We start from the raw sequence: 25,728 nt of genomic DNA on the forward strand, positions 1-25,728 counted from the left end.
TTTTTCCGCATGTTCCTCCAACGCATCGGCAACAAGGGCATCCGGCTGGGCACGGTCTTCGACCGGGCCGCCGCGCGCCACCCCGCGAACCCGGTCTACCTCGACCACGACCTGGACATCGCACCCGCCCTGGGGCGTCGGCCGACCCTCACCGAGCTCGCCGATCTCGTGGACGACTTCGCCTCCCGGCTGTGGGCCGCGCACGTACGGCCCGGCCAACGGGTCGCCGTCTTCAAGACGGACAACTTCGACATCTCCCTGCTCGCCTACGCCGTGGCCCGGGTCGGAGGCGTGCCGGTGCTCCTCTCGCCCAAGCTCGACGGCGAGACGGTGGCCCGGCTCCTGGAGCGGCTCGAGCGGCCGGTGCTGCTGACCGATGCGGCGAAGCTGGACGGCGAGCTGCCCCAGGAGGTGTTCGCGCTCGCCGACCGTGTGGTGACGGCCGTCGGCGACTTCCCGGGCGCCGTGGGGCTCGAAGGGCTCGCGGGCGTACCGCGGGTCGCCCCGGTGACCATGCCGCAGGACGGCCCGGCGCTGGTCACCCACACCTCGGGCACGACCGGGCTGCCGAAGCTGGCGGTGCAGACGGGCCTCACGATCCAGGCCCGCTGCCGCCCGCAGTCGGCCGTCCTCGCGGCCGTCGGCCGGCACGAACCGCTCGCCCTGCACGTCTCCTTCGCGCACTCCCGGATGATCAGCGGGGTCGCCCTGTTCGCGCTCCGCGGGCATCCCCTGATCGTGTTGCGGGACGACGACCCGGAGTCCGTCGCCGAGTTGTTCGCGCGGATACCGCCGGGGGTGATCGAGGCCCATCCCAACACGCTGCTCGGCTGGGAGGTCCTCGCGGACCACCCGGCCCGCCCGCTGGCCCGGGTCACCTGCTTCAGCAACACCTTCGACGCCATCCACCCGAGGACCGTCCGCACCCTGCTCGCCGCCTCGCGGCGCCGGGCGCCGTACTTCGCCCAGACGTACGGCCAGAGCGAGACCGGTGCCATCGCGGCCCGCACCTACACGCGCCGGCACCGTGCGGGCGCGGAGGGCCGGTGCGTGGGGAGCACCTTCCCCGGCATGACGCGGGTTCGGGTGGTCAGCCGCGACGGGCGACCGGTGAGCCGTACCTCCCCGGGACACATCGAAGTCCGCAGCGGGGGACGGATCCTCACCTATCTCGGTGAGGAGGAGCGGTACGACGAGCAGGTCACGCCGGACGGCTGGTGGCGGATGGGCGACCTCGGCTACCGGACGAAGTACGGCTGTCTGCATCTGCTCGACCGCGAGGTGGACGAGATCCCTGGCATCCCCAGCACGCTGGAGATCGAGGACCGGCTCTTCAGCCGTATCCCCTCGCTCGTCGAGGTCATCATCGTCCCGGGTCCCGACGGCAGGGCCGTCCCGGTGGTGTGCACACGGGACGACGAGCCGCTGGACCCGCTGAAGTGGCGGCGGGCGGTGGCCGACATGCCGATGCTCGCCCGGCCGGTGCAACGTCGGCTCGACGAACTGCCGCACACGGCGACGACGAAGGTGAAGCGGCTGGAGCTGGCCCGGCTGATCGCGGAGGACTGACGGCACGCGGGACGGCACACAGAAGGGGAGGGGCACCCGCCGAACGCGGGTACCCCTCCCCTGTGGCCCTTTCAGGCCGCTTCGGGTACGACCACTTCAGGCCATGTTCGGTGCGTGGCCGGTTCGGTGCCGCCCGGGACGACGCACTCCACGAGCACCGGCCGGTCGTGCACGGCGTGCGCCCGCTCGACGGCGGCGGCGAGACCGGCCGGATCCGTGCGCCCGAGGGCGGCGCAGCCCATCGCCTCGGCCATGCCGCCGAGATCGGCGACGGCCCCGCCCGCGCCCCGCAGGACGAGGACCTTCAGCGGCACCTTGTTCAGTGCCGCCGTGACCAGCTCGCGCCCGGTGGCCAGGAAGCAGCCGGGGTCGGTGACCGCCCAGACGTTCCGGTCCGGCAGGCCCATCCGGGCGCCCAGGGCGGCCGGCAGGGCGTAGCCGGGGGTGCTCCACTGGTGGGAGGCGAGCGCCGCCTCGCCGCTCCCCCGCCACAGATGGTGGAGTTCGCCGCCGAGGACGTGCAGGGTGTCCGGGCCGGTGGCGCGGGCCAGGGCGGCCAGAGCGGCCGCCAAGGGGGTGTCCGGGCCCGCCGGATCGCCCTGGGCCACCGCCGGGGCGGGCCTCGGGCGGACCGCGGCGGGCCGGTACGTGAGGACCGGTTGCCGCACCCGCCGCTGGAGCGCGTCCTTGGTGATGTCGACGACGACCGGGCCCGGGTACTCGCCGCCCGCGATACGGAAGGCGTTCAGGACGCACTCCGCGATCTCGGCCGGGTCGCTGACGAGGTAGCTGTGCCGGGTGACGGGCCGGGTGACGCCGCAGAAGTCGACCTCCTGGAAGGCGTCGGTGCCGACGAGTTCCTTGGGCACCTGACCGGTGATCACCACCAGGGGCACGTCGTTGACATGGGCGTCCGCGATGGCCGTGACGAGGTTGGTGGCGCCGGGCCCCGAGGTCGCCATGCAGACGCCGACACGGCCGGTGGCCTGGGCGTATCCGGCGGCGGCGTGCCCGGCGCCCTGTTCGTGCCGGACGAGGACGTGCCGGATCGCGGGAGCGTCGAGGAGGGCGTCGTACGCGGGGAGGATCGCTCCGCCGGGCATGCCGAAGACGAGGTCCGTTCCGGCGGCCTCCAGGGCGCGCATCAGGCAGTCGGCGCCCGTGATCTCAGGCGACGAGTTCGGGGCGGAGTTCGGGGCGGGGTCTAATGCGGGGTTCGGTTCGGAGTGCGGTGCGTTCGGTGCGGAGTTCGGTGCGGCTGTCATCGTTCCGGCCCCTTTCACGGGCGCTTCGTCAGGAGGGCGCCGGCGCGGAGCCAGACGAGCGAGGCGAGGGCGAGGATCCCGCCGATCAGATAGACCAGCCAGGCGCCGGTGGGCAGGGCGAGTCCGCCGATGACCGTGCCGAGGCCGACGCCGAGGTAGATGCCCGAGGAGTTGAGCGACACCACGAGGGCCGCCTCCTGCGGGGCGGCGGAGATCAGGCGGTGCTGCTGCGGGGGCGTCTGGCACCAACTGCTCGCTCCCCAGGCCAGGGCGAGCACTGCGACCAGGACCGGGAGGTCCGCCGAGGCTCCGGCGAGCCAGGCGAGGATGCCGAAGGCGGCGGCCATGACGACATAGCCGACGGTGAGCACGCGGACGGAGCCGACCCGGTCGGTGGCCTGTCCGGCGACGAAGTTGCCGACGACAGCGCCCACTCCGTACAGGAAGAGCATCAACACCACGCCGGACTGCGGCACACCGACGGCCTTCAGGGTGGGCACGCTGTAGGCGTACGCGGTGTAGCAGGCGGCCATGCCGAGGACGGTCAGCGGCAGCACGGCGATCACTCCGGGCTTGCGCAGGACGGCGAGCCGCGTGGTGAGCGGGACTCGGGGGCCGCCGGGCAGGTGCGGCATGACGAGCAGGACCCCGAGCGCGCAGACCAGACTGAGCGCGGCGACGGCCCCGAGCGCGACACGCCAACTCGTCCACTGCGAGGCGGCGTTGCCGAGCGGGACGCCGAGCGCGGTGGCGATCGTGAGGCCGCCGATGACGACGGCAAGGGCGCGGGCGCGCAGTTCGGGGCGGACCAGGGCGGCGCTGACAGCTCCGGCGTTGGGTGTGTACGCGGCGGCACCGGCCGCCGCGAGGACCCGGCTGATCATCAGGGTCGGGTAGTCGGGGGCGAGCGCGGAGAGCAGGTTGGCCAGGGCGAGGACGACCAGCGCCGACACGAGCAGGGTGCGTCGCGGGATGCGCGCGGTGAGGGTGGCGAGGACGGGCGAGAGGACCGCGTAGGCCGCGGCGAAGAGGGTGACGGACTGGCCTGCCGCGGAGGTGGACACGTCCAGGGACTGGGCCATGGAGGGCAGGAAGCCGGCCACGACGAAGGCGTCGGTACCGACGGCGAACGTGCCGAGCGCGAGGACGAAGGTGGGGCCGAGTCCTCGGCTTCCGGCCTCCTGTTCCGTCGGGTTCTGCCGTTCCTTATTCAGGATAGTTTTCATCTCGAATCTCCCGCTGGGAGGGTCAGGTCAAGGTCGGGGGTGGTGAGTCGGGCTCCAGGGCAACCTGATGAGCCCGCGCCGGGAAGTGCTCGCGAGACTCAGGTGGAGATGCGGTCGTAACTCCTGCGGATCCTGCGCGGCGTGGTAGCCGGGGCGGATGCCATCAGATCGGCGAGGGTCTGGCCGGCGAGTTCACGTCGCCACGCCATCTCGGCCCGGCGCATCACGGTGGCGATGCCGCACGGTTGCAGGGACTCGGATGCGGGGATCTCCGCACCGCCCGCCCCCCGCTGCCTCAACTCCGAGCAGCGGAAGAGTTCGTCACGGCCCTCCAGGGCCGAGACGATGTCCATGACAGTGATGGCTTCGGGGGCCCTTGCCAGGCGCACGCCCCCGCGGGGTCCGGGGGTGGAGGTCAGAATCCCCGCCCGGACCAGACGTTGCAAGCACTTGTTGAGGTACGAGGGCGACAGGTCGAACACCGCCGCCAGCTTCGCCGACGGCGCCGGCTGCTTCTCGTCGAGCCAGGCCAGCGTCAGACAGCAGTGCAGGCCCCACTCGACGACTTCACCCGTACGCATAATCCTGGAGTCTAACTATCCAGGTTCCGTCGCGCCAGTCACCCGTGCTCGACGATGTCCTTGATGCGCCGCACCGTGGCCGCGAGGTCGTCGGCCACCTTGGTCTGCCATTCCGTGAAAAAGCGCGCCCGGGTCGGCCCGTCCATTTCTGCAGTGATTCCCCTGATTCCCTCGGTGGGGTTCCCCATGCGGAAATGATGGGTCAGAAGGCTGCCGGAATCCGACGGTTCGACGTCGAATCCCCAGACGCTGTCCTGACGTTCTCCCGAATTGTTCCGCATCGACCAACGAAACGTCACTCCGGGCTCCGCCGCGACGACTTCGGCCTCCGTGTGCCAGGTCCCCCGCACCACGGGCGCCCAGGCCACGACCTCGGGACTGCGCTCGTTCTCACCCCGGAAGACCGAGCCGACCGCACCCGGCTCTCCGGACACCCATTCGCCCCCGACGCATTCCGGGCTCCATTCACCGCTGCGCGGGAGATCACTGACGACGGAATAGACGACATGCGGCTCGGCGGAAATCATCACGGCCGAGCTGGCTTCGAGCAGCACACTCCGGGAGTTCTCTGTCTGAGGCATGTCCAGAGCGTCCTCCGGACCACTGGGACGCGTCAAAAAAATCGCGGACCGGTGTGTCACGTTACGACGCGCCGCCGCCGGACCGGTCCCGTGGACCGGGCTGACCGGCTACGCGAACGGGCAGCCCCGGCCCGTGAACCGGGGCGCCCGCCCGGAGCCGACGCCTACGCGCAGCAGTCCGGCTCCAGACCGCTCGGGAGCCGTTCGCCGCCGAAGACCGCCACCGTCGCCTCGTCGCCGCCGAGCGCCGCCACGGCGAGCAGCAGGGAGCCGGCGGTCCAGGTGGTGAGCTCCTCCGGCCACACGGCCTTGTTGCCCTCGAAGACGTACCCCGTCCAGTACATGCCGCCCTCGGCGCGCAGGTGCTGGATCGACTGGAGGATCTCCAGGGCCCGGTCGGACTCCCCCATCGCCCAGAGGGCCAGGGCGAGTTCGCAGCTCTCGCCGCCGGTCACCCACGGGTTGGGCAGGACGCACCGCACGCCGAGCCCGGGGACCACGAACTCGTCCCAGTGCGCGTCGATACGGGTCTTCGCCGCCTGGCCCGTCAGGGCGCCGCCGAGGACCGGGTAGTACCAGTCCATCGAATAGCGGGACTTGTCGAGGAAGCGCTCGGGGTGGCTGCGGATCGCGTGGCCGAGGGCGCCGGCCGCCAGCTCCCAGTCGGGCTGCGGTTCCTCGCGCGCCTCGGCGATCGCGAGCGCGCAGCGCAGCGCCTGGTGGATGGAGGAACTCCCGGTGAGGAGCGCGTCGTTCACGGCCGTGCCGTCCGCCTCGCGCTTCCAGCCGATCTGCCCGCCGGGCTGCTGGAGTGCGAGGACGAACTCGACGGCGGCGAAGACGACCGGCCACATCCGGTCGAGGAAGGCGTCGTCGCCGGTCGCGAGGTAGTGGTGCCAGACGCCGACGGCGATGTACGCGACGAAGTTGGTCTCGCGGCCCCGGTCGGTGACGTTCGCCGGGTCGCCGTCGTGATAGGCCGCGTACCAGGAGCCGTCGGCGTTCTGGTGGCGGGCCAGCCACGCGTAGGCGCGGGCGGCGGCGGCGTGTTCGCCGGCCGTGTCGAGGGCCATGGCGGCCTCGGTGTGGTCCCACGGGTCGAGGTGGTGGCCCCGGAACCACGGGATCGCCCCGTCCTCGCACTGGACGGCGAGTATCCCGGCGACGGTCTCGGCGGCCTGCTCGGCGGTGAGGACCCCGGGCAGGAGCAGGTGCTCCTCGATCCGCTCGGGAGAGGTCACTTGGCGTCCGCCGCACGCGTGGCGTCAGCGGTGTCGGCGACGGCCGCGGTGGCGTCAGCGGCGTCCGCCTCCGGCAGGTGCGGCTTGGTCGCGTACGCCACGAAGCTCTTGCCGACGACCGGGTTGAGCAGCTGCTCGGCGACCCGGGTCAGGGCGGGCTTCTTCATGATGTCCCAGACGAGGAGCTTGTGGTACGCCCGGACCGGCAGCGCCTTGTCGTTGTCCACGCCGAAGGCGCACTTCAGCCACCAGTACGGCGAGTGCAGCGCGTGCGCGTGGTGGGTGCCGTACGGCTTGAGGCCGGCCTGGCGCATCTTGGCCAGGAGCTCGTCCGCCTTGTAGATGCGGATGTGGCCGCCCTCGACCTCGTGGTACGCGTCCGAGAGCGCCCAGCAGACCTTCTCGGGGCCGTAGCGCGGGACGGTGACGGCGATCCGGCCGCCGGGCTTGAGCACCCGGACCATCTCGGCGAGGACGCCCTTGTCGTCGGGGATGTGCTCCATGACCTCGGAGATGATCACGACGTCGAAGGACTCGTCGGGGAAGGGCAGGTTGAGCGCGTCGCCCTCCATCGCGGTGGCGCTCGCGCCGGCCGGTGCCTCGCCTGCCTCCTTCATCGCCGCGAACCACTTGGCGACCTCGCGGATCTCCTCGCCGTTCTGGTCGAGGGCCACGACCTGGGCGCCGCGCCGGTAGCACTCGAAGGCGTGCCGGCCCGCACCGCAGCCCAGGTCGAGCACGCGGTCGCCGGGGGCGAGCGGGAAGCGGGTGAAGTCGACGGTCAGCACGGGGTCGTCCTGCTTTCAGAGTTGACGGGGGTTGTGGGGCGGGCACACCCGGACCGCCGGAGTGTTGTGGGCATTCGTTCCGCTGGGGCTGGGGGTCCCCCCTGCTCGAGCGAAGCCGAGAGCTTGGGGGAGGGTGGGCACAACCCGACCACCGGGCCGCACCCGGCAATGACGGCGCGGCGTCACCGGCGGGCTCCGGCGCCTTGGCGGGCGACCGCCTCGCGGTACAGCTCCGCTGTGCCCTGGGCCGCGCGCGCCCAGGTGAAGTTGGCGAGAACCCGTGCACGCCCGGCCACGCCGAGCCGACTCCGCAGGTCCGCGTCGCCGAGCAGCCGCCCCAGGGCCACCGCCAGCGCGCCCGCGTCACCCGGGGGCACGGCGAGGCAGGTGTCTCCGTCGGCTCCGGCGACCTCGGGAATCGCACCCCCGGTCGTGGCGACCAGCGGCGTCCCGGTGGCCATCGCCTCCGCGGCCGGCAGCGAGAACCCTTCGTACAGGGACGGCACGCAGGCGACCTGGGCGGAGCGCACGAGGTCCACGAGCTCGGCGTCCGTGATCCCCTTGACGAACTCGACGGCGCCGTCGAGCCCGTACCGCTCGATCGCGGCGGCGACCGGTCCGTCCTCGGCGCGCTTGCCGACGACGACGAGGTGGGCGGCCGGGTTCTCGGTGCGGAGCTTGGCGAGGGCCTCGACGAGGTGGACGAGGCCCTTGAGCGGGACGTCGGCGCTGGAGGTGGTGACGATCCGGCCGGGGATCTCGGCGACGGACGGGTCGGGCGACCACAGGTCGGTGTCGGCGCCGATGTGGACGACCTGGATGCGGTCGTCGCGTACCCCGAGGTGGTCGACGATCTCCTGCCGGGAGGAGCCGGACACGGTCAGCACGGACGGCAGGCGGCGGGCGACCCGCTTCTGCATCCGGGTGAAGGCGTACCAGCGGCGGACGGAGGCGCGGCGCTTCCAGTCGGCGGCGGCGTCGAGTTCGAGCTGCCGGTCGACGGTGATGGGGTGGTGGATCGTGGTGACGAGCGGTGCACCGATCGCCCTGGGGCCGCCGAGCAGCCCGTACCCGAGGGTCTGGTTGTCGTGGACGACGTCGAAGTCGCCGCGGCGGGCGGCGAGCATCCGCCTGGCCCGGAGGGAGAAGGTGAGGGGCTCGGGGAAGCCGCCGGTCCACATGGTGGCGACTTCGAGGGCGTCGATCCAGTCGCGGTACTCGTCCCGCTTCGGGGTGCGGAAGGGGTCCGGCGAGCGGTAGAGGTCGAGGCTGGCGATCTCGGTGAGCGGGACGCCCTCGTCGAGGGTGGGGTACGGCTGCGAGCCGATGACCTCGACGTGGTGGCCGAGCCGGGCGAGCTCGCGGGACAGGTGCCGGACGTAGACGCCCTGGCCGCCGCAGAACGGATTCCCCTTGTACGTGAGGAGAGCGATCCGCAACGGACTGTCACCGTCGGCGGGGGCGCCCGGGGCGGCGCCCCGGCGGGGGCCTGCTTCTATGGCCTCAGCGGTCACTCGCGGCCCCCTTCGAGCTTGCGTTTCGCGGGAGCGTAACCGCTCGCGCTAATCTAGAACAAGTTTCAGACTTGATCGTTCTTGATCGTTCAAGGAGCACAGAATCTACCGGCAGGTAGCCCCGCTGTAAGAGCCGGATCAGGTGATTCGCGCCACGGCCGGAGCCCCGCCATACTGTCGCTCCCCCACCGCACGGAACGGGACCTCATGACGTCGGAAGACAGACCCGCCTCGCCGCCCCTGACAGAGCGCCAGGAGGCGCGTCGCCGCCGCATCCTGCACGCCAGCGCGCAGCTCGCCGGGCGGGGCGGTTTCGACGCCGTACAGATGCGTGAGGTCGCCGAGGCGGCCGGGGTGGCGCTGGGGACGCTCTACCGCTACTTCCCGTCCAAGATCCATCTGCTGGTCGCGACGATGCAGGACCAGCTCCAGCACATGCACACGACGCTGCGGAAGCGTCCGCCGGCGGGCGAGAGCTCGGCGGAGCGGGTCGCGGAGACGCTGATGCGGGCGTTCCGGGCGCTCCAGCGGGAGCCGCAGCTGGCGGACGCGATGGTGCGGGCGCTGACGTTCGCGGACCGGAGCGTGAGCCCCGAGGTGGACACGGTCTCGCGGCTGACGACGGCGATCATCCTGGACGCGATGGGGCTCGAGCACCCGACGCCGCAGCAGCTGTCGGCAGTGCGGGTGATCGAGCACACCTGGCACTCGGCGCTGATCACCTGGCTGTCGGGACGGGCCTCGATCGCACAGGTGAAGATCGACATCGAGACGGTCTGCCGGCTGATCGACCTGACGGCCCCGAGCGTGCCCGCCCCGACCGCGCCCGCGGCCACCGAAGGCCGCGGGGCGGTCTGAGCCGGCCGCTACGACTTCTTGTTCTTCTCCAGGTCGGCCCGGAACAGGGCCTCGCACTGCGCGGTGTTGTTCGTGCCGATGAACATCACGAGCGAGAAGCCGGCGGCGCCGTGGTTGCTGGCCTTGACCGACCAGGAGCCCTTGTTCAGCGTCTTGATCGTGGACCCGGACTGCTCGGTGCCCTGGCCCTCCGTCCAGCCGCCCCCGGACAGCGTCTTGACCGTGGTGTCGTAGGACTTCTTCGGGTCGGCCGCCTTCTTCGCGTCGGCGGTCCAGGACACCATGCAGTCCTTCAGCTCCGCCGGGACGTCCTCGCCCGTGGCGTCCCGGACGAAGCCCGCCGCCGTGGCCGCGGTCTCGATCTCCTTCTCCACCGCGGCGGCGTCCGGGCTGTCGCCGCCGCCCGCCTCCGAACCGCCGGTGGTGGAACCGGAGGAGCTGGAGGACGAGCCGCCCTTGTTCTTGCCCGAGCCGCCCTCGCCACCGCAGCCCGCGACCAGCAGCACCACACCGGCGGCCGCGGCCACCCTCCCCCAAGCTCTCGACTTCGCTCGAGCAGGGGGTACCCCCATCGTCTTGCGCACAACTCTCCCAATCCTGGGTGCACGCGGGCCTGTTGCCCCCGTGATCAGGTGAAGATTTTTGCACGTGAGAACGGTTGACCGAAGCACCTCCGGCCCGCACCGCTACTCGTCGGCGCTCAGCATCAACTTCCACTCCGCTTCGGTGAACTTGTTCATGCAGGCGTCCTCCGTCGCCTGGAAGGACACCATGTCCAGCGCACCCGTGGTGTGGCGACCCAGCAGCGACCAGCCGGACTTCTTCAGCGTGATGCCGACCATGGCCCCCTCCTCCCCGAGCTCCTCCTCGCGCCGGTCCGTCGTCACCCGCCAGCCGCGCTCCCCCAGTGCGGCGACGGTCGCGTCGAACTTCGCCCGGGGATCGCCGCCTTCGCGCACCTTCCGGCCGGCCTCCATCCAGTGGGCCGAGCACGCCGCGGCCCGCGCCTTGAGCCTGTCCTTCTCCGTGGCCCCGGCCGGGGTGCTGGACGGCAGGGGCTCGGGCCATCCGGAGGCCGGCAGACCGGCGGCGGCCGTGGCCGCGTCGATGTCGGCCTGCACCGCGGCCCTGCCGAACCCCTTCCCCTTGCCCGGAGGGGATGCCGAGGCGGAAGACGCGGGCGGCCCGGCCTCCTCGGCCGCGCCGCAGCCCGTCGTCGACAGCGCCAGAATCGCCGCCGCAGCCCCGCAGACGGTCGCCCGCCACGTCCTTCGCATGTGTCCCACCCCTGTTGTCCGTGTGCCGGAGGAGTGTCACACAGGACCGGGAATCCGGGGACCTCACTCCTCGGGCGGGAAGACCGGCTCCCCGCCGTCGAGGAGCGTGATCAGGATGGCCTCGACCGGGCAGCCCTCGGCCGCCGCGAGCACCTTCTCGTTCGCGTCGGACTCCGGTTCGCGCGGGTGGGACTGGCGGGCGGAGTCGAGGCGGAAGCCGTCCGGGGCGTGGTTCACGCACATGCCGGAGCCGATGCACACCCCCCGGTCGACCTCCACGTGCCAGCGGTCACCCATCAGGCACCACCGGGACCCTCGTAGCCGGCCGGCAGGTGGATCATCTTGTGCTCCAGGTACTCGCCGAAGCCCTCCGGGCCGAACTCCCGCCCCAGACCGGAGTTCTTGTAGCCGCCGAACGGCCCGAGCATGTCCAGGCTGAAGGTGTTCACGTTGAACGTGCCCGTCCGCACCTGCCGGGCGAAGTCGATGCCGTGCTCCACGTCCCCGGTCCAGACGCTGCCGCTGAGCCCGTACTCGGAGTCGTTCGCGATCCGGAGCGCCTCGCTCTCGTCCCCGTACGGAAGGAGACAGATGACCGGCCCGAAGATCTCCTCGCGGGCGATCCGCATCGTGTTGTCGACGCCTCCGAAGAGGGTCGGCTCGACGTACCAGCCGCGGTCGAGGCCGGCCGGACGGCCGCCGCCGGAGAGGACTTTGGCACCCTCGGCCTGACCGATGCCGATGTAGTCGAGGGAGCGCTGCTGCTGGCGGCGGGCGACGAGCGGGCCGACCTGGGTCGCCGGGTCGAGCGGGTCACCGACCACGAGCGCGCCCGCGGCGGCGGCGAAGGCCTCGGCGATCTCGTCGTACCGGCTGCGGGGGGCGAGGATACGGGTCTGGGCGACGCACGCCTGGCCGTTGTTCATCCAGGCGGCCGGGACGATCCCGGCGACGGCCGTGGTCACATCGGCGTCGGGCAGGATGACGGCCGCGGACTTGCCGCCGAGTTCGAGGGTGACGCGGGTGAGGTTGCGGGAGGCGACCTCCATCACGCGCTTTCCGGCCCCGACCGATCCGGTGAAGGAGACCTTGTCGACGCCGGGGTGTCCCACCAGGTACTCGCTGACCTCGCGGTCGGCGGGCAGGATCGACAGGACGCCCTCGGGGAGCCCGGCCTCGGTCGCGATGTCGGCGAGGATGTACGAGTCGAGCGGAGACTCCGGGGACGGCTTGAGGACCACCGTGCAGCCGGCGAGGAGCGCGGGTCCGAGCTTGGCGGCGGCGGTGAACTGAGGGACGTTCCACGGCACGACCGCCGCGACCACGCCCACCGGCTCGCGCCGCACCAGGATCGGTCCGAGGACTCCGGCGCGCTGCCCCTCGTGCGGATAGTCGCGGGCGACGGTGATCGCCGCGTCCCACACCATCATCGCGCCGAGCGCCTGGGCGAGGACGCTCCAGGAGTAAGGGGAGCCGTTCTGCGCGCTGATGGAGCGGGCGATCTCCTCGTGGCGTACGGCGATGGCGTCCTTGATCCGGCTGACGACCTCGATCCGCTCCTCGACGGTCATCCGCGGCCAGGGACCCCGGTCGAAGGCCTCGCGGGCTGCGGCGACGGCCCGGTCGACATCGGCCTCGGAGGCGTGCGGCACGCGACCGATGACCTCCTCGGTGTGGGGCGAGATCACCTCGATGACGTCGCCGCCGAGCGGATCGGTCAACTCCCCGCCGATGTACAGCTTTCCGTGCTCCACAAGCTCGGTCATGCCTGCTGCCTCCCGCGCGTCGCGATACCCGGCCCGGCGGCATTATCTGACGCCGCATCAGAACTGATACCAGTTCCAGTCCCAGGAGTCCACGGCAAGGTCCACCCGGAAGATCGACTTCACGCGCACGGAACGGTCACAGAACCTCGACATGCCCGGGATAGCTTGATCGACTCCAGGGCGGACATCAGGAAAACGGCAGGTGAGGCATGGCAAGCAGGCGCGGAGTGGCCGTCGCGGCAGCGCTCGCCCTCGCCGCATGCGGATGCCTGGGAGTCGCGGTCGCGGCCGAGGAGAAGGACGCCGCGGTGGACAGCCACACCGCGCAACCGCCGACCAGGGACGAGATGATCCGCGCCTGGAGCGAGCTCCTCGTCGCGCACGGAGAGAACCCGCCCGACACCTCGGCGATGAGCGCCGAGGAGATCGAGCGCGGATGGTCCCGGGACCGCATCAGGTTCGCGGACCCGGCGGCCGACGACATGGGCGTGAGCGCATGCGCCTCCTGGAAGTCCGGGCTCTTCGACCCCGACTGCTGGTAGCCCCCCCCTCCGCGGACAGCCCCTCCCCTCCGCCCCCCTTGAACCCCCACCCGGGCGCGCCCTCACGCACCCGGCCATCGAATGACATGCTCACGCCCATTTTCGCGGCGTGACCAACGGAAAGAAACACATGAGACTGCACCGCGCAGCCGCCGTGGCGGCGTGCTCCGCAGCCCTCCTCGGAGGCCTGCTCACCCCCTCGGCGACGGCCCAGGACGGCGCCGCGAAGCTCCCGGCCCCCACGAACTCCCGGGTCGACAAGCACGTCAGCACCCAGTCGGCGAAGGAGATCAAGGCCTACTGGACGCCCGAGCGGACCAGGGAAGCCCTCGCGAACCCGGAGCCCATGCTCAAGGCGGGCCCGAAGCGCCAGAAGGCCGACCGGCTCGCCGCGTCGCCCTCCGGCGCGAACCTCCCGGCCGTCTCCGCCGCCGCCGACGCGGCGCAGCCCACCACGAGCCCGCAGATCTCCGCCATCGCGGCCACCTCTTCCACCGCCGGCCCGACGGCGGCAGGGAGCGCGGAGGCGACCGAGATCGCGGTCGCGCAGGACGTGCCGTACTCCACCTCGGTCCCCAACGTGGTCGTCGGCAAGCTCTTCTTCACGAAGCCCGACGGCACCAACGGGACGTGCACCGCCTCGGTCATCGTCTCGAACAACAAGAACACCCTCTGGACCGCGGGTCACTGCGTGCACCTGGGCACCGGGGGTGGCTCCACCAACTGGTACACCAACATCGAGTTCGTCCCCGGCTACAAGGGTGACGGCACCTCGGAGGGCCAGCGCCCCTGGGGCACCTGGTACTACGACCACCTGTACGCCCCGAACGACTGGACGGCCTACCGGGACTACCAGGAGGGCGACATGGCTGCCGTCGTGCTGAAGCCCGACGCGCTCTACGGCAACATCCAGGACGCGATCGGCGCGCTGGGCTACCAGTTCGGCAGCGTCACGGACTACGACGACGTCTTCTCCGTCGGCTACCCGGGCGAGGGCTACCACCGCACCGACATGGACGCCGAGCGGATGATGTTCTGCCGCGGCAACACCGAGGACGCCGACCCGTGGTGGCCCACGGACGACCGGCTGAAGATGGACTGCGACATGGGCAAGGGCGCCAGCGGCGGCCCGATGTTCATCGGTCTGCTGGCCTACAACCCGCAGATCATCGGCTCCAACAGCCATTACAACTCGGACGCGACGACCGGGCTGCGCATCAACGACGACCTGTTCTCGGCGACGCACGACGCCAACGCCGTGGGCGTCATCAACACCGTGAACGGCGTCTGAGCCGTACCGGGCCCCTGGGCCCCGACACCGACCTGGTCGGTGTCGGGGCCCAACCTCTTTGCAAAGAAGTAGACTTGGGCGACTATTGGAACGCGTTTCAGTAACCGTGGGAATCGAGCGGCCGGGATCGGGGAGTCGATGACGCAGGTGACCGAACACGGCGGAGGCGTCTGGTCGATCCAGGTCCCCATCCCCGACAACCCGCTCGGCCACACCCTGGTCCACGTGGTCGACACCGACCGCGGGCCCGTGCTGATCGACACCGGCTGGGACGACCCCGCCTCCTGGACCGAACTGTCCGACGGGCTCGCCGCGCTCGGGACCTCCGTACGGGACGTGCACGGGGTCGTCATCACCCACCACCACCCCGACCACCACGGCCTGTCGGGGCAGGTCCGCGAGGAGTCCGGCGCGTGGATCGCGATGCACGCCGCCGACACCGCCGTCGTCCGCCGCACCCGCGAGTCCGAGCCCGGCACCTGGCTCGAGTACCTCGCCCGCAAACTGACCACGGTCGGCGCGCCCGAGGAGCACATCGCCCCGCTCCTCGCCGCCCGCGCGGGCGGCCGGACCCGGACCCTGCCCGGGCTCCGATCGGCCCTCCCCGACCGCGAGATCGTCCCCGGCGAGATCCTCGACCTCGCCGGGCGGCGGCTGCGCGCGATCTGGACCCCCGGCCACACCCCCGGCCACGTCTGCCTCCACCTGGAGGAGGAGCACCCCGCGCGGCTGCCCGGCCACGGCCGGCTCTTCTCCGGCGACCATCTGCTGCCCGGGATCACCCCGCACATCGGCCTGTACGAGGACCCGGACGACTCCACGGTCACCGACCCCCTCGGCGACTACCTGGACTCCCTGGAGCGGATCGGGAGGCTCGGCGTGGCCGAGGTGCTCCCCGCCCACCAGTACGCCTTCGCGGACGCGGCCGGCCGGGTGCGGGAGCTGCTCGATCACCACGAGGAGCGGCTGACCGGCCTCCTCGACCTCCTCGCCACCCCGCTCACGCCGTGGCAGCTCGCCGAGCGCATGGAGTGGAACCGGCCCTGGGAACAGATCCCGTACGGCTCCAGGAACATCGCGGTCAGCGAGGCCGAGGCCCATGTGCGGCGGCTGGTGAAGCTGGGCCGCGCGGAGGCGGCGGAGGGTACGGACCCGGTGGCGTACGTGGCGGTGTGACGCCCGCCTGCCGACTCCTCAGGCCCGGCCGATCCGCATGAGAGAGGCCACGAGGATCACCGGAGCGGTTCCGCCGCCGAGGATCATCAGGGGAAGGGCCACCCACCACAGGACGTGCTGGCCGCCGGCGTCCCAGTACTCCGTGCCGTTGTGCACGAACATGAACCACAGGACGTGCAGGGTCGACACCACGCACAGCGCGATCCAGTAGAGGCCGACCCCGACCGACCACAGCCGGACCTTGCCGGGGGCGACGGTCAGCAGCCGCCGCCGGTAGACGTGGAGCCACGCCATCGCCCCGAACAGGAGCAGCGTGCCGGGGAAGCGCCACCAGTCGTTCATCGCCCACTGGTAGGGGCCTTGTTGCTGGTCCGAGAGCGAGGGGTACCGCACCGCCCGGTCCATGAGGTCGACTCCGCCGATGAGGAAGGCGACCATCGGCACCAGGAAGAACAGCCCGTACAGCGGCCTGCCCAGCCCCGTCGTCAGGGCCTTGACGGCGCGAGCGCGAGCGGACGACGGTCTCGAAGCGGCCCGGGCGCGCGGCACCGTCCCGTTCGTGGTCCCGGTCCCGGCCCGGCCCGGGAGGACCGCCGTGGGCGGCGGGGTGCGCGGCGGCAGGACGGTCGTGACGCGCTCCGACGCCGGCGCGGCCGCCCCCGACGCCTCGGCTGCCTGCTCGGCCTTGGCCGCCTCCCGCACCCTCGGCGCTTCCTCCCCCGCCGCGGCCTCGGCCTCGGCCTCCTCCTCCGCCTCCGCGTTGAGCAGCTCCTCCGCCTTCTGCGCGATCGCGGCGATGACCGGACCCGGCAGCCAGGAACCCTGCCCCACGTGCTCGTCGGCGACGGCGGCGAGTTCGGCGACCGCCGGCCGGTCCTCGGGCCGCTTCGCCAGACAGTCCCGTGCCAACTCCCCGAAGCGGCCCCCGACTCCGTCGAGGTCCGGCTCGTGGTGCACCAGCCGGTAGAGCAGCTCGGCCACCGACCCGCCGCCGAACGGGCCGCGCCCGGTCGCCGCGAAGGCCAGGACCGCGCCGAGGGAGAAGACGTCCGCGGCCGAGCCGATCGGCTTGCCCTCCGCCTGCTCGGGCGACATGTAGCCGGGCGACCCGACCACCAGGCCGGTCCCGGTCAGCGCCGTCTCGTCGGCCGAGCGCGCGATGCCGAAGTCGATGAGCAGCGGTCCGGACTGGGAGAGCAGCACGTTCGACGGTTTGACGTCCCGGTGCACCAGGCCCGCGCGGTGCACCCCGTCGAGAGCGTGGGCGAGTCCGGAGAGGAGCCGCCACAGGGCGTCCTCGGGCAGCGGCCCGTGGGCGATCACGGCCTCGGAGAGCGCGGGCCCGGGGACGTACGCGGTGGCCAGCCAGGGCACCGCCGCCTCCGGGTCGGCGTCCAGGACGGGCACCGTCCCGGCGCCCCGCAACGACTGGGCGGCCCTGACCTCGCGGGCGAACCGCTTGCGGAAGCCGGGGTCGCCGGCCAGCGCTCCGTGCACGACCTTGAGGGCGACCGTCCGCCCGCCCGGCGAGCGGCCCAGGTAGACGCAGCCCATGCCGCCCTCCCCCAGGCGGTACAGCAACCGGTACGCGCCGACCCGGCGCGGATCGGTCTCGGTCAACGGCCGCATTCCGCACCCCCGTGAGACGCCGTCCACGTCACTCACGTGCACAGCGGTCACGTGAGCAGCAGTCAGCATGGCACAGCCGCCCGGTGCCCCGGCAGCCCGTGTGTGAGGCGCCTCGCACCCACCGGCCGCAGGGCGTACGGGCCGGTAGAGTGTGCGAGTCGTCATCATGCCCGTACGGGGGGAAGCCGGTGCAAATCCGGCACTGACCCGCAACCGTGAGCCACCCCTGGTGGTCAGTCGGAATGCCCCGTCCAGGACGTGACCGCCGGCACCGTCGAGGAATACGGAGCCGAGCCTGGTGCCTTGTGCGTGCCGGTGCCCGGCCGCAGGAGAGGCCAGCACGCATGACCACCGTCCGCCGCGGCGCCGCCGCGTTCGCCGTCGCCGCGGTGCTCTGCACCGCCATGGCTCCCGCCGCGACCGCCGCGCCCTCCCCCACGCCCACCCCCCAGCCCGTGATCCCCGCCGGGCTGTACGGCACCAAGGACCCGACGTACGACGGTGTCTGGCGCCAGTCGCTCGCCTTCATCGCCCAGCGCACGCAGGGGATACAGCCCGCCGAGCAGGCGGTGGTCTGGCTGGGCGGCCAGCAGTGCGACAGCGGCGCCTTCGCCCCGTACCGCCCGGACCCGACGAAGCCCTGTGACCCGGCGACGATGCTGGACACCAACGCCACCGCCGTCGCGGTCCAGGCGCTCGCCGCGGTCAAGCCCGGCAGCACGGACCAGGAGAAGCTCGGCAAGGCCGTCGAGTCCGCCGCGAACTGGCTGAAGGGCGTGCAGAACAAGGACGGCGGCTGGGGCTACAACCCCGGCAGTCCGAGCGACGCCAACTCCACCTCCATCGTGATCGGCGCCCTCGCCGCGCTGGGCCAGAAGCCGGGCGACGTGAAGTCCGCCGACGGCAGGACGCCGTACGACGCGCTGCTCACCTTCGCCATCCCCTGCGCGACCAAGGACGGGGCGGGCGCGTTCGCGTACCAGCCCGACAAGAGCGGCAAGCTCCTCGCGAACGCCGACGCCACCGCGGCCGCCGCGCTCGCCGGGATCGGCAAGAGCGTCGCCGCCCGCTCCGTGTCGCCCGCGCAGACCCCCACCTGCACGGACGAGACCAAGCCGACCATCGAGCGGGCCGCTCGCAACGGCGCCTCCTACCTGGCCGGCGCGCTCGCCGGGACCGGTCACCTGAACACGCCGCCGATGCCCGGCGCGACCGACCCCACCGAGCTGCCCGACTACGGCAACACCGCCGACGCCGTCGTCGCGCTCGCCGCGAGCGGCGCCACGAAGGAGGCCGAGGGGGCGCTCACCTGGCTGCAGCAGAACTCCGCCGCCTGGGCGAAGGAGAACGGGCCCGCCGCCTACGCCCAGCTGGTCCTCGCCGCGAACGCGATGCGCACCGACCCGCGCGCCTTCGGCTCCGTCGACCTCGTCAAGGAGCTCAACGCCACCGGCCCCGCGCCGCTGACCTCGCCGTCCACCTCCGCCTCCACGGCCGCGTCGGCGAGCGAGGAGGACGGGGACTCCGGCTCCTTCGACCTGTGGTGGATCATCGGCATCGGCATGGTGGTCGGCGTCGGGATCGGCTTCCTGCTGAGCGGGCGCAAGAAGTGAGGATCGCGGCGAGGCTCCTCGGCGCCGCCGCCTCCGTCGCCCTGACACTGGCCGTCGCCGCTCCCGCGCAGGCCGCCGGCTACCGGTACTGGTCGTTCTGGGAGAGCGACGGCGGGACGTGGGCGTACGCGACGCAGGGCCCGGCGACCGCCCGGCCCGCGGACGGGGAGGCGATCGGATTCCGCTTCGCCCTCAGCACCGACTCCGCCGACGCCTCCCGGCCCTCCGCCGCCCCCTCCTTCACGACGGTCTGCACCGGCGTCGAGAGGAAGGCGGACACCAAGCGGGTGGCGGTCGTCGTCGACTTCGGCGGGCCGCAGGACGCCCCGCCCGGCGAGACCCCGCCGGCCGAGCCGCTGAAGGTCGGCTGCGCGCAGGTCCGCGAGGAGGCGACGGCCGCGGAGGCACTGGCCGCGGTGGTGAAGCCGCTGCGGTACGACAGCGCGGCGCTGCTCTGCGGGATCGCCGGGTACCCGGCGAAGGGCTGCGGCGAGCAGGTGGCGGAGTCGAAGCCTTCGGACGCGGCAGGGACGCCCTCCGCGAACCCCACGGCCCCGCAGAAGGCGGCGGAAGCTGACGGCGACGGCGGTCCCTCCGCCGGGATCGTCGTGGGCGGCGCGGCCGTCCTCGCGCTCGGTGGCGCCGCGATCTGGAAGGCGCGCCGCCGCGCATGATCCGTGCCCCGGAGGCGAACCGCTCCAACGCCTTGCACGCCGGCGCCTGGTGGCTGTGGGCGCTCGGACTGGCCGTGGCCGCCTCCCGTACCACCAACCCGCTCCTCCTCGGCCTGATCGTCGCGGTCGCGGGCTATGTCGTCGCGGCCCGCCGCACGGACGCCCCCTGGGCGCGCTCGTACGGCGCGTTCGTGAAGCTGGGGCTGTTCGTGGTGTTCCTGCGGGTGGTCTTCTCGATGGTCCTGGGTTCGGCGATCCCGGGGACCACCGTGTTGTTCACGCTGCCCGAGGTGCCGTTGCCCGAGTGGGCGCAGGGGGTACGGATCGGGGGCCGGGTCACCGCCGAGCAGGTGGTCTTCGCGGTGTACGACGGGGCGAAGCTGGCGACCCTGTTGATCTGCGTGGGCGCGGCGAACGCGCTCGCCAACCCGGCGCGGCTGCTCAAGTCGCTGCCGGGCGCGCTGTACGAGGCCGGGGTCGCCGTCGTCGTGGCGATGACCTTCGCGCCGAACATGGTCGCCGACGTGGTGCGGCTGCGGACCGCCCGGCGGCTGCGGGGGCGGCCGACGGGCGGGGTCCGGGCGGTGCTCCAGATCGGTCTGCCCGTCCTGGAGGGCGCGCTGGAGCGGTCGATCGCGGTGGCGGCGTCGATGGACGCGCGCGGGTACGGGCGTACGGCCCAGGTGCCGGCGGCCGTGCGGCGGACGACGAACGTGCTGACGCTGGGCGGACTGCTCGGCGTGTGCGCGGGTTCGTACGGTCTGCTGGCGGCGCAGGGCGCGGGGTACGGGCTGCCGCTGGTCGTCGCCGGTCTCGTCGCGGCCATGGCCGGGCTCCGACTCGGCGGTCTCCGGGCGGTCCGGACCCGGTACCGGCCCGACCGGTGGGGGGTGCGGGCGTGGCTGGTCGCCGGTTCGGGCGTGGCGGTGGCGGCGCTGATGATCTGGGCGAACAGCCATGCCTACGAGGCGCTGCATCCCGGGGTCGTTCCCCTCGTGGCGCCGGAACTGCCGCTGTGGCCCGCCGTGTCGTTGCTGGTGGGCCTGGTGCCCGCGTTCGTCGCCCCTGTGCCGAAGGAGTCTTCGTGATCCGGTTCGAGAACGTCTCGGTGACGTACGGGGACGCCGGCGCGCCCACGCTGCGGGACGTGAACCTGACGGTCCCCGAGGGCGAACTGGTCCTGCTGGTCGGTCCGTCGGGGGTCGGCAAGTCGACATTGCTCGGCGCGGTGTCGGGGCTGGTCCCGCACTTCACGGGCGGCACGCTGAGCGGCCGCGTCACGGTCGCCGGCCGGGACACCCGGACGCACAAGCCCCGCGAACTGGCGGACGTGGTCGGCACGGTGGGCCAGGACCCGCTCGCGCACTTCGTCACGGACACGGTCGAGGACGAGCTGGCGTACGGGATGGAGTCGCTGGGCCTCGCGCCGGAGGTGATGCGGCGCCGGGTGGAGGAGACCCTGGACCTGCTGGGCCTCGCGGAGCTCCGCGACCGGCCGATCGCCACGCTCTCCGGCGGCCAGCAGCAGCGGGTGGCGATCGGCTCGGTGCTGACCCCGCACCCGAAGGTCCTGGTCCTCGACGAGCCGACGTCCGCGCTGGACCCGGCGGCGGCGGAGGACGTCCTGGCGGTGCTGCAACGGCTGGTGCACGACCTCGGCACGACGGTCCTGATGGCCGAGCACCGCCTGGAGCGGGTGGTGCAGTACGCGGACCAGGTTCTTCTGCTGCCGGACGGGGTCATGGGCCCGCCCGCCGACATCATGTCCGTCTCGCCGGTGCACCCGCCGGTGGTGGCGCTGGGCCGACTGGCGGGCTGGACGCCGCTGCCCCTGACGGTCCGCGACGCCCGCCGCCGCGCGACCGCTTTGCGCGCCCGCCTGGAGGACCAGGCCCCTGCGGGGCTCCTCCCCCACCCCGCCCCGCCCCGTAACTGGGGGCTCCGCCCCCAGACCCCCGCGCCTCAAACGCCGGCGGGGCTGAATTCGCCACTGCGGCGCGCCCTGGCGGACCCCGCAGCACCGGAGCCCCAACCCCAGCAGCGCGAAGCAGCCGAACCCGCACGGCCCGACGCCCAACCCCCACGACACGAAGCAGCCGAGCCCGCAGGGCCAGATGCCCAACCCCCACGACACGAAACTGCCGAGCCCACACGGCCCGACGCTCAACCCCAGCGGCGCGAAGCAGCCGACCCCACACGGCCCGACGCCCAACCCCAGCGACGCGAAGCAGCCGACCCCACACGACCCGACGCCCAACCCCAGCGACGCGAAGCAGCCGAGCCCGCAGGGCCGCATGCCCAACCCCAGCGGCGCGAAGCTGCCGCTCAGTGGGGGTCGGGGGCGGCAGGCCCCGGTGATCAACCAGCCACCAGCCCCCGGCAGGGTTTCGGGAAGGGGTGGGGTGGGGGAATCTCCCTGTTCCGGCGGCGCAGCACCCGCGCCCAGGCCCCCGTGACCGACCACCTCGTCGACGTCCGCGCCCTCGGCGTCCGGCGCGGCCGCGTCGAGGCGTTGCGGCGCGTGGACCTCCAGGTCACCGCCGGCGAGACCGTCGCGCTCATGGGGCGGAACGGCGCCGGCAAGTCCACCCTGCTCAACACGCTCGTCGGCATGATCACGCCCACCTCCGGCACCCTCCTCGTCGGCGGCAGCGTCCCCCACCGGACCGACCCGCGCGAGCTGATCCGGCAGGTGGGTCTCGTCCCGCAGGAACCGCGCGATCTGCTGTACGCGGACACCGTCGCCGCCGAATGCTCCGCCGCCGACACCGACGCGGACGCCGCGCCCGGGACGTGCCGGGCCCTGGTGTCCGAGCTGCTGCCGGGTGTGGCGGACGACACCCACCCCCGCGACCTGTCCGAGGGGCAGCGCCTCGCGCTCGCGCTGGCCGTCGTTCTCACCGGGCGTCCCCCGCTCCTCCTCCTCGACGAGCCGACCCGCGGTCTCGACTACGCGGCCAAGGCCCGGCTCGTCGCGCATCTGCGCGAGCTCGCCGCCGCCGGCCATGCCATCGTGCTCGCCACGCACGACGTGGAGCTGGCCGCCGAGCTGGCGCACCGGGTGGTGATCCTGGCCGGCGGCGAGGTCGTCGCGGACGGGCCGACTGCCGAGGTCGTCGTCTCCTCCCCCGCCTTCTCGCCGCAGGTCGCCAAGATCCTCGCCCCGCAGGCGTGGCTCACGGTCGAGCAGGTCAGGGAGGCACTGTGAGGAGCGCTGCGAGCAGCGCCGGGAGCACCCGCCCCACCCGCCCCATCCGCCTCGCCCCCCGCTCCGTCGCCGCGCTCGTCCTCGTCTCCCTCATCGGGCTGGTCGCCATCGGCTGGCCCCTGTTCGCGGACACCTCCTCGGCCGTCACCACGCACGCCGCCGACGCGCCCTGGTTCTTCGCCGCCCTCCTCCCCCTGCTGATCGCGGTCGTGATCGCCACGATCGCCGACTGCGGGATGGACGCGAAGGCGGTCGCGATGCTGGGCGTGCTGGCCGCCGTGGGGGCGGCGCTGCGGCCGCTCGGGGCCGGGACGGCCGGCCTGGAGCCGATGTTCTTCCTGATGGTGCTGAGCGGCCGGGTCCTCGGGCCCGGCTTCGGTTTCGTCCTCGGCGCGGTGACGATGTTCGCGTCCGCCCTGCTCACGGGCGGTGTGGGCCCGTGGATGCCGGTGCAGATGCTGGCGATGGGCTGGTTCACGATGGGCGCCGGTCTGCTGCCGGGGCCGGAGAGGCTCCGGGGCCGGGGCGAGCTGCTGATGCTGTCGGCGTACGGGTTCGTGGCGGCGTTCGCGTACGGCACCGTCACCAATCTGTACGGCTGGGTCACGGTGGGTGGCCTCGGGTCGGGGATCTCGTTCGTCCCCGGCGACCCGGTCGGCGAGAACCTGGTCCGTTTCCTCGCGTACGTCCTCGCCACCTCCCTCGGCTGGGACCTCGGCCGCGCCACCCTCACCGTCGTCCTCACGGTGACCGTCGGCGGGACGCTTCTGAAGGCGCTCCGGCGGGCCACACGGCGCGCGAACTTCGAGGCCCAGGTCACATTCGAGGGCCCTGAGAAGCCGCTCCGGGGTGAGGCGCCCCACAGGACCTACGTCACGTACGAAGTGGAATAGGAGAGGGTCCAGACCCTCCCAAATCCCCCCATAGCCCTACGTGACCTGCGAAAACACCCGACCCCCGACCCCCGGGCCGTTCGGCGCGGGTCCGACTCCGCTTCGTACAGGGGGTCGTTGCGGTGGCGTCCCAGCCCTGGTTCTGTAGTGGACGTCGCCAGGCAAGCAGCGCTCAGCGCAGCTCCTCGGACAGGCCGATTCCCCGCAGGATCCGGGTTCCCCGGGCTCTGGTTCCGGCTTGCCGAAAACGCCCGGCGCACCCCATGTCCCCGACGTTAGGTCGCTTCGTGTTCCGCTCGCTCTCCACTCGTGTCTCGTCCCGCAAGAAGACCTTCGCCGTGTCCGCAGCCGTGCTGCTGGGCGCGTCCGGTGCGGTGCTCGGCACGACGTCCACGGCTTCGGCCGCGACTCCGCAGGAGATTGCCAAGCAGATCGTTCCGGCTTCGCAGTACCAGGCGTTCAGCAAGATCGTTGCCCACGAGTCCGGCTGGAATCCCTCCGCCACCAACTCGTCCAGCGGCGCCTACGGCCTGGTCCAGGCCCTCCCGGCCTCGAAGATGTCCTCGGCCGGTTCCGACTGGAAGACCAACCCGGCCACCCAGATCAAGTGGGGCCTCAACTACATGAACGAGCGCTACGGCTCCCCGAACGCCGCCTGGGCGTTCTGGCAGGCCAACGGCTGGTACTAAGAGTCACCGCCGACAGCCCGCGCTCTCGCAAGGCCCCGCCCTCCTTCATGGAGGGGCGGGGCCTGCGGCGTTTCCGGCCACCGAAGGGCCCCGGGCGAGGGGCCCGGGGGAAGGGGCCCCGGGCGAAGAGCCCCCGGGCGAGGGGCCCCGAACAAGGGGCCTCGGGTCAGAGCCGCTGGATGATGGTGCCGGTGGCCAGCGCCCCGCCGGCACACATGGTGATGAGCGCGAACTCCTTGTCCGTACGCTCCAGCTCGTGCAGGGCGGTGGTGATCAGCCGCGCCCCGGTCGCGCCCACGGGGTGGCCGAGCGCGATGCCGCCGCCGTTGACGTTGACCTTCTCGAGGTCCTGGTCGAAGACCTGCGCCCAGCTCAGCACCACCGAGGCGAAGGCCTCGTTGATCTCGACGAGGTCGATGTCCTTGAGCGACATGCCGGCCTTGCCGAGGACGGCGCGGGTGGCGTCGATCGGTCCGTCGAGGTGGAAGTGCGGGTCGGATCCGACGAGGGCCTGGGCGACGATCCGGGCGCGGGGCCTGAGCTTGAGGGCGCGGGCCATGCGCTTGGAGGCCCACATGAGCGCGCAGGCGCCGTCGGAGATCTGGGAGGAGTTGCCGGCGGTGTGGACGGCCGTCGGCATGACCGGCTTGAGCCGGGCGAGCGCCTCCATGCTGGTGTCGCGCAGGCCCTCGTCGCGGTCCACGAGCCGCCACATGCCCTGCCCCGCGGCCTGCTCCTCCTCGGTGGTCGGGACCTGGACGGCGAAGGTCTCGCGCTTGAACCGCTCCTCGGACCAGGCGTTCGCGGCCCGCTCCTGGGAGAGCAGGCCGAGGGAGTCGACCCGTTCGCGGGTGAGGCCGCGGTGCCGGGCGATGCGCTCGGCGGCCTCGAACTGGTTGGGCAGGTCGACGTTCCACTCGTCCGGCCAGGGCTTTCCGGGCCCGTGCTTGGAACCGGAGCCCAGCGGGACGCGCGACATGGCCTCCACTCCGCAGCTGATGCCGATGTCGATGACGCCGGAGGCGATCATGTTGGCGACCATGTGGCTCGCCTGCTGCGAGGAGCCGCACTGGCAGTCGACGGTGGTGGCGGCGGTCTCGTAGGGAAGGCCCATGGTGAGCCAGGCGTTGCGCGCCGGGTTCATGGACTGCTCGCCGGCGTGGGTGACGGTTCCGCCGACGATCTGCTCGACGCAGTCGGCGTGGATGCCGGTGCGCCCGAGGAGTTCGCGGTAGGTCTCGCCCAGGAGGTAGGCGGGGTGCAGATTGGCGAGCGCGCCTCCGCGCTTGCCGATGGGGGTGCGTACTGCTTCGACGATGACGGGTTCCGCGGCCATGAGCTCGTCCT

General features: G+C 72.4%; 24 protein-coding genes and 1 riboswitch. Of the genes, 11 read left to right on the forward strand and 13 right to left on the reverse strand.

Annotated features, from left to right (window positions below):
• Positions 1 to 9: 9 nt before the first annotated feature.
• Entirely contained in the window at positions 10 to 1,569 is a 1,560-nt protein-coding gene (locus ACFV9D_RS07990) for a class I adenylate-forming enzyme family protein (RefSeq protein ID WP_385142646.1), read from the forward strand.
• 71 nt (positions 1,570 to 1,640) lie between these two features.
• On the opposite strand, the gene ACFV9D_RS07995 is transcribed toward ACFV9D_RS07990, so the two are convergent.
• The 7 genes from ACFV9D_RS07995 to ACFV9D_RS08025 all read right to left on the reverse strand — a co-directional run bounded on the left by ACFV9D_RS07995 (position 1,641) and on the right by ACFV9D_RS08025 (position 8,765).
• Positions 1,641 to 2,714 (reverse strand): thiamine pyrophosphate-binding protein, encoded by a 1,074-nt coding sequence (locus ACFV9D_RS07995; RefSeq protein WP_385142649.1) that lies wholly within the window; start codon positions 2,712 to 2,714, stop codon positions 1,641 to 1,643.
• 134 nt (positions 2,715 to 2,848) lie between these two features.
• On the reverse strand, positions 2,849 to 4,060 hold the full coding sequence (locus ACFV9D_RS08000; RefSeq protein ID WP_385142652.1) for an MFS transporter: 1,212 nt from the start codon (positions 4,058 to 4,060) through the stop codon (positions 2,849 to 2,851).
• Between the two features lie 98 nt (positions 4,061 to 4,158).
• A complete protein-coding gene (locus ACFV9D_RS08005) occupies positions 4,159 to 4,641 on the reverse strand; it encodes an RrF2 family transcriptional regulator (protein WP_385142655.1) in 483 nt (160 codons plus the stop codon).
• A 38-nt stretch (positions 4,642 to 4,679) separates the two neighbouring features.
• Entirely contained in the window at positions 4,680 to 5,195 is a 516-nt protein-coding gene (locus ACFV9D_RS08010) for an SRPBCC family protein (RefSeq protein ID WP_385142658.1), read from the reverse strand.
• Between the two features lie 191 nt (positions 5,196 to 5,386).
• Positions 5,387 to 6,463: a prenyltransferase gene (locus tag ACFV9D_RS08015; RefSeq protein ID WP_385142661.1), complete on the reverse strand. Its 1,077-nt coding sequence runs from the start codon at positions 6,461 to 6,463 to the stop codon at positions 5,387 to 5,389.
• On the reverse strand, positions 6,460 to 7,251 hold the full coding sequence (locus ACFV9D_RS08020) for a class I SAM-dependent methyltransferase (protein ID WP_385142664.1): 792 nt from the start codon (positions 7,249 to 7,251) through the stop codon (positions 6,460 to 6,462). Before ACFV9D_RS08020 ends, ACFV9D_RS08015 begins: the two co-directional genes overlap by 4 nt.
• A gap of 182 nt (positions 7,252 to 7,433) precedes the next feature.
• Positions 7,434 to 8,765 (reverse strand): glycosyltransferase family 4 protein, encoded by a 1,332-nt coding sequence (locus tag ACFV9D_RS08025; protein WP_385142666.1) that lies wholly within the window; start codon positions 8,763 to 8,765, stop codon positions 7,434 to 7,436.
• A 207-nt stretch (positions 8,766 to 8,972) separates the two neighbouring features.
• Here ACFV9D_RS08025 and ACFV9D_RS08030 point away from each other — a divergent pair, with 207 nt between their 5' ends.
• Entirely contained in the window at positions 8,973 to 9,623 is a 651-nt protein-coding gene (locus ACFV9D_RS08030; protein WP_385142669.1) for a TetR family transcriptional regulator, read from the forward strand.
• Positions 9,624 to 9,631: 8 nt separating this feature from the next.
• Here ACFV9D_RS08030 and ACFV9D_RS08035 read toward each other — a convergent pair whose 3' ends face one another.
• The 4 genes from ACFV9D_RS08035 to ACFV9D_RS08050 all read right to left on the reverse strand — a co-directional run bounded on the left by ACFV9D_RS08035 (position 9,632) and on the right by ACFV9D_RS08050 (position 12,666).
• Positions 9,632 to 10,150, reverse strand: coding sequence for a hypothetical protein (locus ACFV9D_RS08035; RefSeq protein WP_385142672.1), 519 nt, complete (start codon positions 10,148 to 10,150; stop codon positions 9,632 to 9,634).
• A gap of 159 nt (positions 10,151 to 10,309) precedes the next feature.
• The gene (locus ACFV9D_RS08040) at positions 10,310 to 10,900 is read right to left on the reverse strand and encodes a hypothetical protein (protein WP_385142675.1); all 591 of its coding nucleotides are present in this window, start codon (positions 10,898 to 10,900) and stop codon (positions 10,310 to 10,312) included.
• Between the two features lie 63 nt (positions 10,901 to 10,963).
• The gene (locus ACFV9D_RS08045) at positions 10,964 to 11,197 is read right to left on the reverse strand and encodes a ferredoxin (protein ID WP_385142678.1); all 234 of its coding nucleotides are present in this window, start codon (positions 11,195 to 11,197) and stop codon (positions 10,964 to 10,966) included.
• Positions 11,197 to 12,666, reverse strand: coding sequence for an aldehyde dehydrogenase (locus ACFV9D_RS08050; RefSeq protein WP_385142680.1), 1,470 nt, complete (start codon positions 12,664 to 12,666; stop codon positions 11,197 to 11,199). The genes ACFV9D_RS08045 and ACFV9D_RS08050 overlap by 1 nt, the downstream gene beginning before the upstream one ends.
• A gap of 209 nt (positions 12,667 to 12,875) precedes the next feature.
• Between ACFV9D_RS08050 and ACFV9D_RS08055 the strand changes: the two genes are divergently transcribed.
• From ACFV9D_RS08055 to ACFV9D_RS08065, 3 genes are all read left to right on the forward strand, one after another.
• Entirely contained in the window at positions 12,876 to 13,208 is a 333-nt protein-coding gene (locus tag ACFV9D_RS08055) for a hypothetical protein (protein ID WP_385142683.1), read from the forward strand.
• Positions 13,209 to 13,338: 130 nt separating this feature from the next.
• Positions 13,339 to 14,499 carry a trypsin-like serine peptidase gene (locus tag ACFV9D_RS08060; RefSeq protein WP_385142685.1) on the forward strand — a complete coding sequence of 387 codons (1,161 nt, stop codon included), beginning with the start codon at positions 13,339 to 13,341 and terminating at the stop codon, positions 14,497 to 14,499.
• Between the two features lie 138 nt (positions 14,500 to 14,637).
• Positions 14,638 to 15,675 (forward strand): MBL fold metallo-hydrolase, encoded by a 1,038-nt coding sequence (locus ACFV9D_RS08065; RefSeq protein ID WP_385142687.1) that lies wholly within the window; start codon positions 14,638 to 14,640, stop codon positions 15,673 to 15,675.
• Positions 15,676 to 15,693: 18 nt separating this feature from the next.
• Here the strand turns inward: ACFV9D_RS08065 and ACFV9D_RS08070 are convergent, their stop codons facing one another.
• Positions 15,694 to 17,295: a serine/threonine-protein kinase gene (locus tag ACFV9D_RS08070; protein WP_385142689.1), complete on the reverse strand. Its 1,602-nt coding sequence runs from the start codon at positions 17,293 to 17,295 to the stop codon at positions 15,694 to 15,696.
• A gap of 187 nt (positions 17,296 to 17,482) precedes the next feature.
• Positions 17,483 to 17,552, forward strand: a riboswitch (cobalamin riboswitch).
• 96 nt (positions 17,553 to 17,648) lie between these two features.
• Between ACFV9D_RS08070 and ACFV9D_RS08075 the strand changes: the two genes are divergently transcribed.
• The 6 genes from ACFV9D_RS08075 to ACFV9D_RS08100 all read left to right on the forward strand — a co-directional run bounded on the left by ACFV9D_RS08075 (position 17,649) and on the right by ACFV9D_RS08100 (position 24,381).
• The gene (locus ACFV9D_RS08075) at positions 17,649 to 18,917 is read left to right on the forward strand and encodes a prenyltransferase/squalene oxidase repeat-containing protein (protein WP_385142692.1); all 1,269 of its coding nucleotides are present in this window, start codon (positions 17,649 to 17,651) and stop codon (positions 18,915 to 18,917) included.
• Positions 18,914 to 19,591: an SCO2322 family protein gene (locus ACFV9D_RS08080; protein WP_385142695.1), complete on the forward strand. Its 678-nt coding sequence runs from the start codon at positions 18,914 to 18,916 to the stop codon at positions 19,589 to 19,591. The genes ACFV9D_RS08075 and ACFV9D_RS08080 overlap by 4 nt, the downstream gene beginning before the upstream one ends.
• Positions 19,588 to 20,679, forward strand: a complete 1,092-nt coding sequence (locus ACFV9D_RS08085; RefSeq protein ID WP_385142698.1) for an energy-coupling factor transporter transmembrane component T — start codon at positions 19,588 to 19,590, stop codon at positions 20,677 to 20,679. Before ACFV9D_RS08080 ends, ACFV9D_RS08085 begins: the two co-directional genes overlap by 4 nt.
• Positions 20,676 to 22,799 carry an ATP-binding cassette domain-containing protein gene (locus ACFV9D_RS08090; RefSeq protein ID WP_385142701.1) on the forward strand — a complete coding sequence of 708 codons (2,124 nt, stop codon included), beginning with the start codon at positions 20,676 to 20,678 and terminating at the stop codon, positions 22,797 to 22,799. Before ACFV9D_RS08085 ends, ACFV9D_RS08090 begins: the two co-directional genes overlap by 4 nt.
• Positions 22,796 to 23,692: an ECF transporter S component gene (locus tag ACFV9D_RS08095; protein ID WP_385142704.1), complete on the forward strand. Its 897-nt coding sequence runs from the start codon at positions 22,796 to 22,798 to the stop codon at positions 23,690 to 23,692. Before ACFV9D_RS08090 ends, ACFV9D_RS08095 begins: the two co-directional genes overlap by 4 nt.
• 287 nt (positions 23,693 to 23,979) lie before the next feature.
• On the forward strand, positions 23,980 to 24,381 hold the full coding sequence (locus ACFV9D_RS08100; protein ID WP_385143191.1) for a transglycosylase SLT domain-containing protein: 402 nt from the start codon (positions 23,980 to 23,982) through the stop codon (positions 24,379 to 24,381).
• Positions 24,382 to 24,547: 166 nt separating this feature from the next.
• Here the strand turns inward: ACFV9D_RS08100 and ACFV9D_RS08105 are convergent, their stop codons facing one another.
• Positions 24,548 to 25,717: a steroid 3-ketoacyl-CoA thiolase gene (locus ACFV9D_RS08105; RefSeq protein ID WP_385142706.1), complete on the reverse strand. Its 1,170-nt coding sequence runs from the start codon at positions 25,715 to 25,717 to the stop codon at positions 24,548 to 24,550.
• Positions 25,718 to 25,728 lie beyond the last annotated feature (11 nt).

The organism is Streptomyces sp. NPDC059875, assembly GCF_042731085.1.
Taxonomy (GTDB): domain Bacteria; phylum Actinomycetota; class Actinomycetes; order Streptomycetales; family Streptomycetaceae; genus Streptomyces.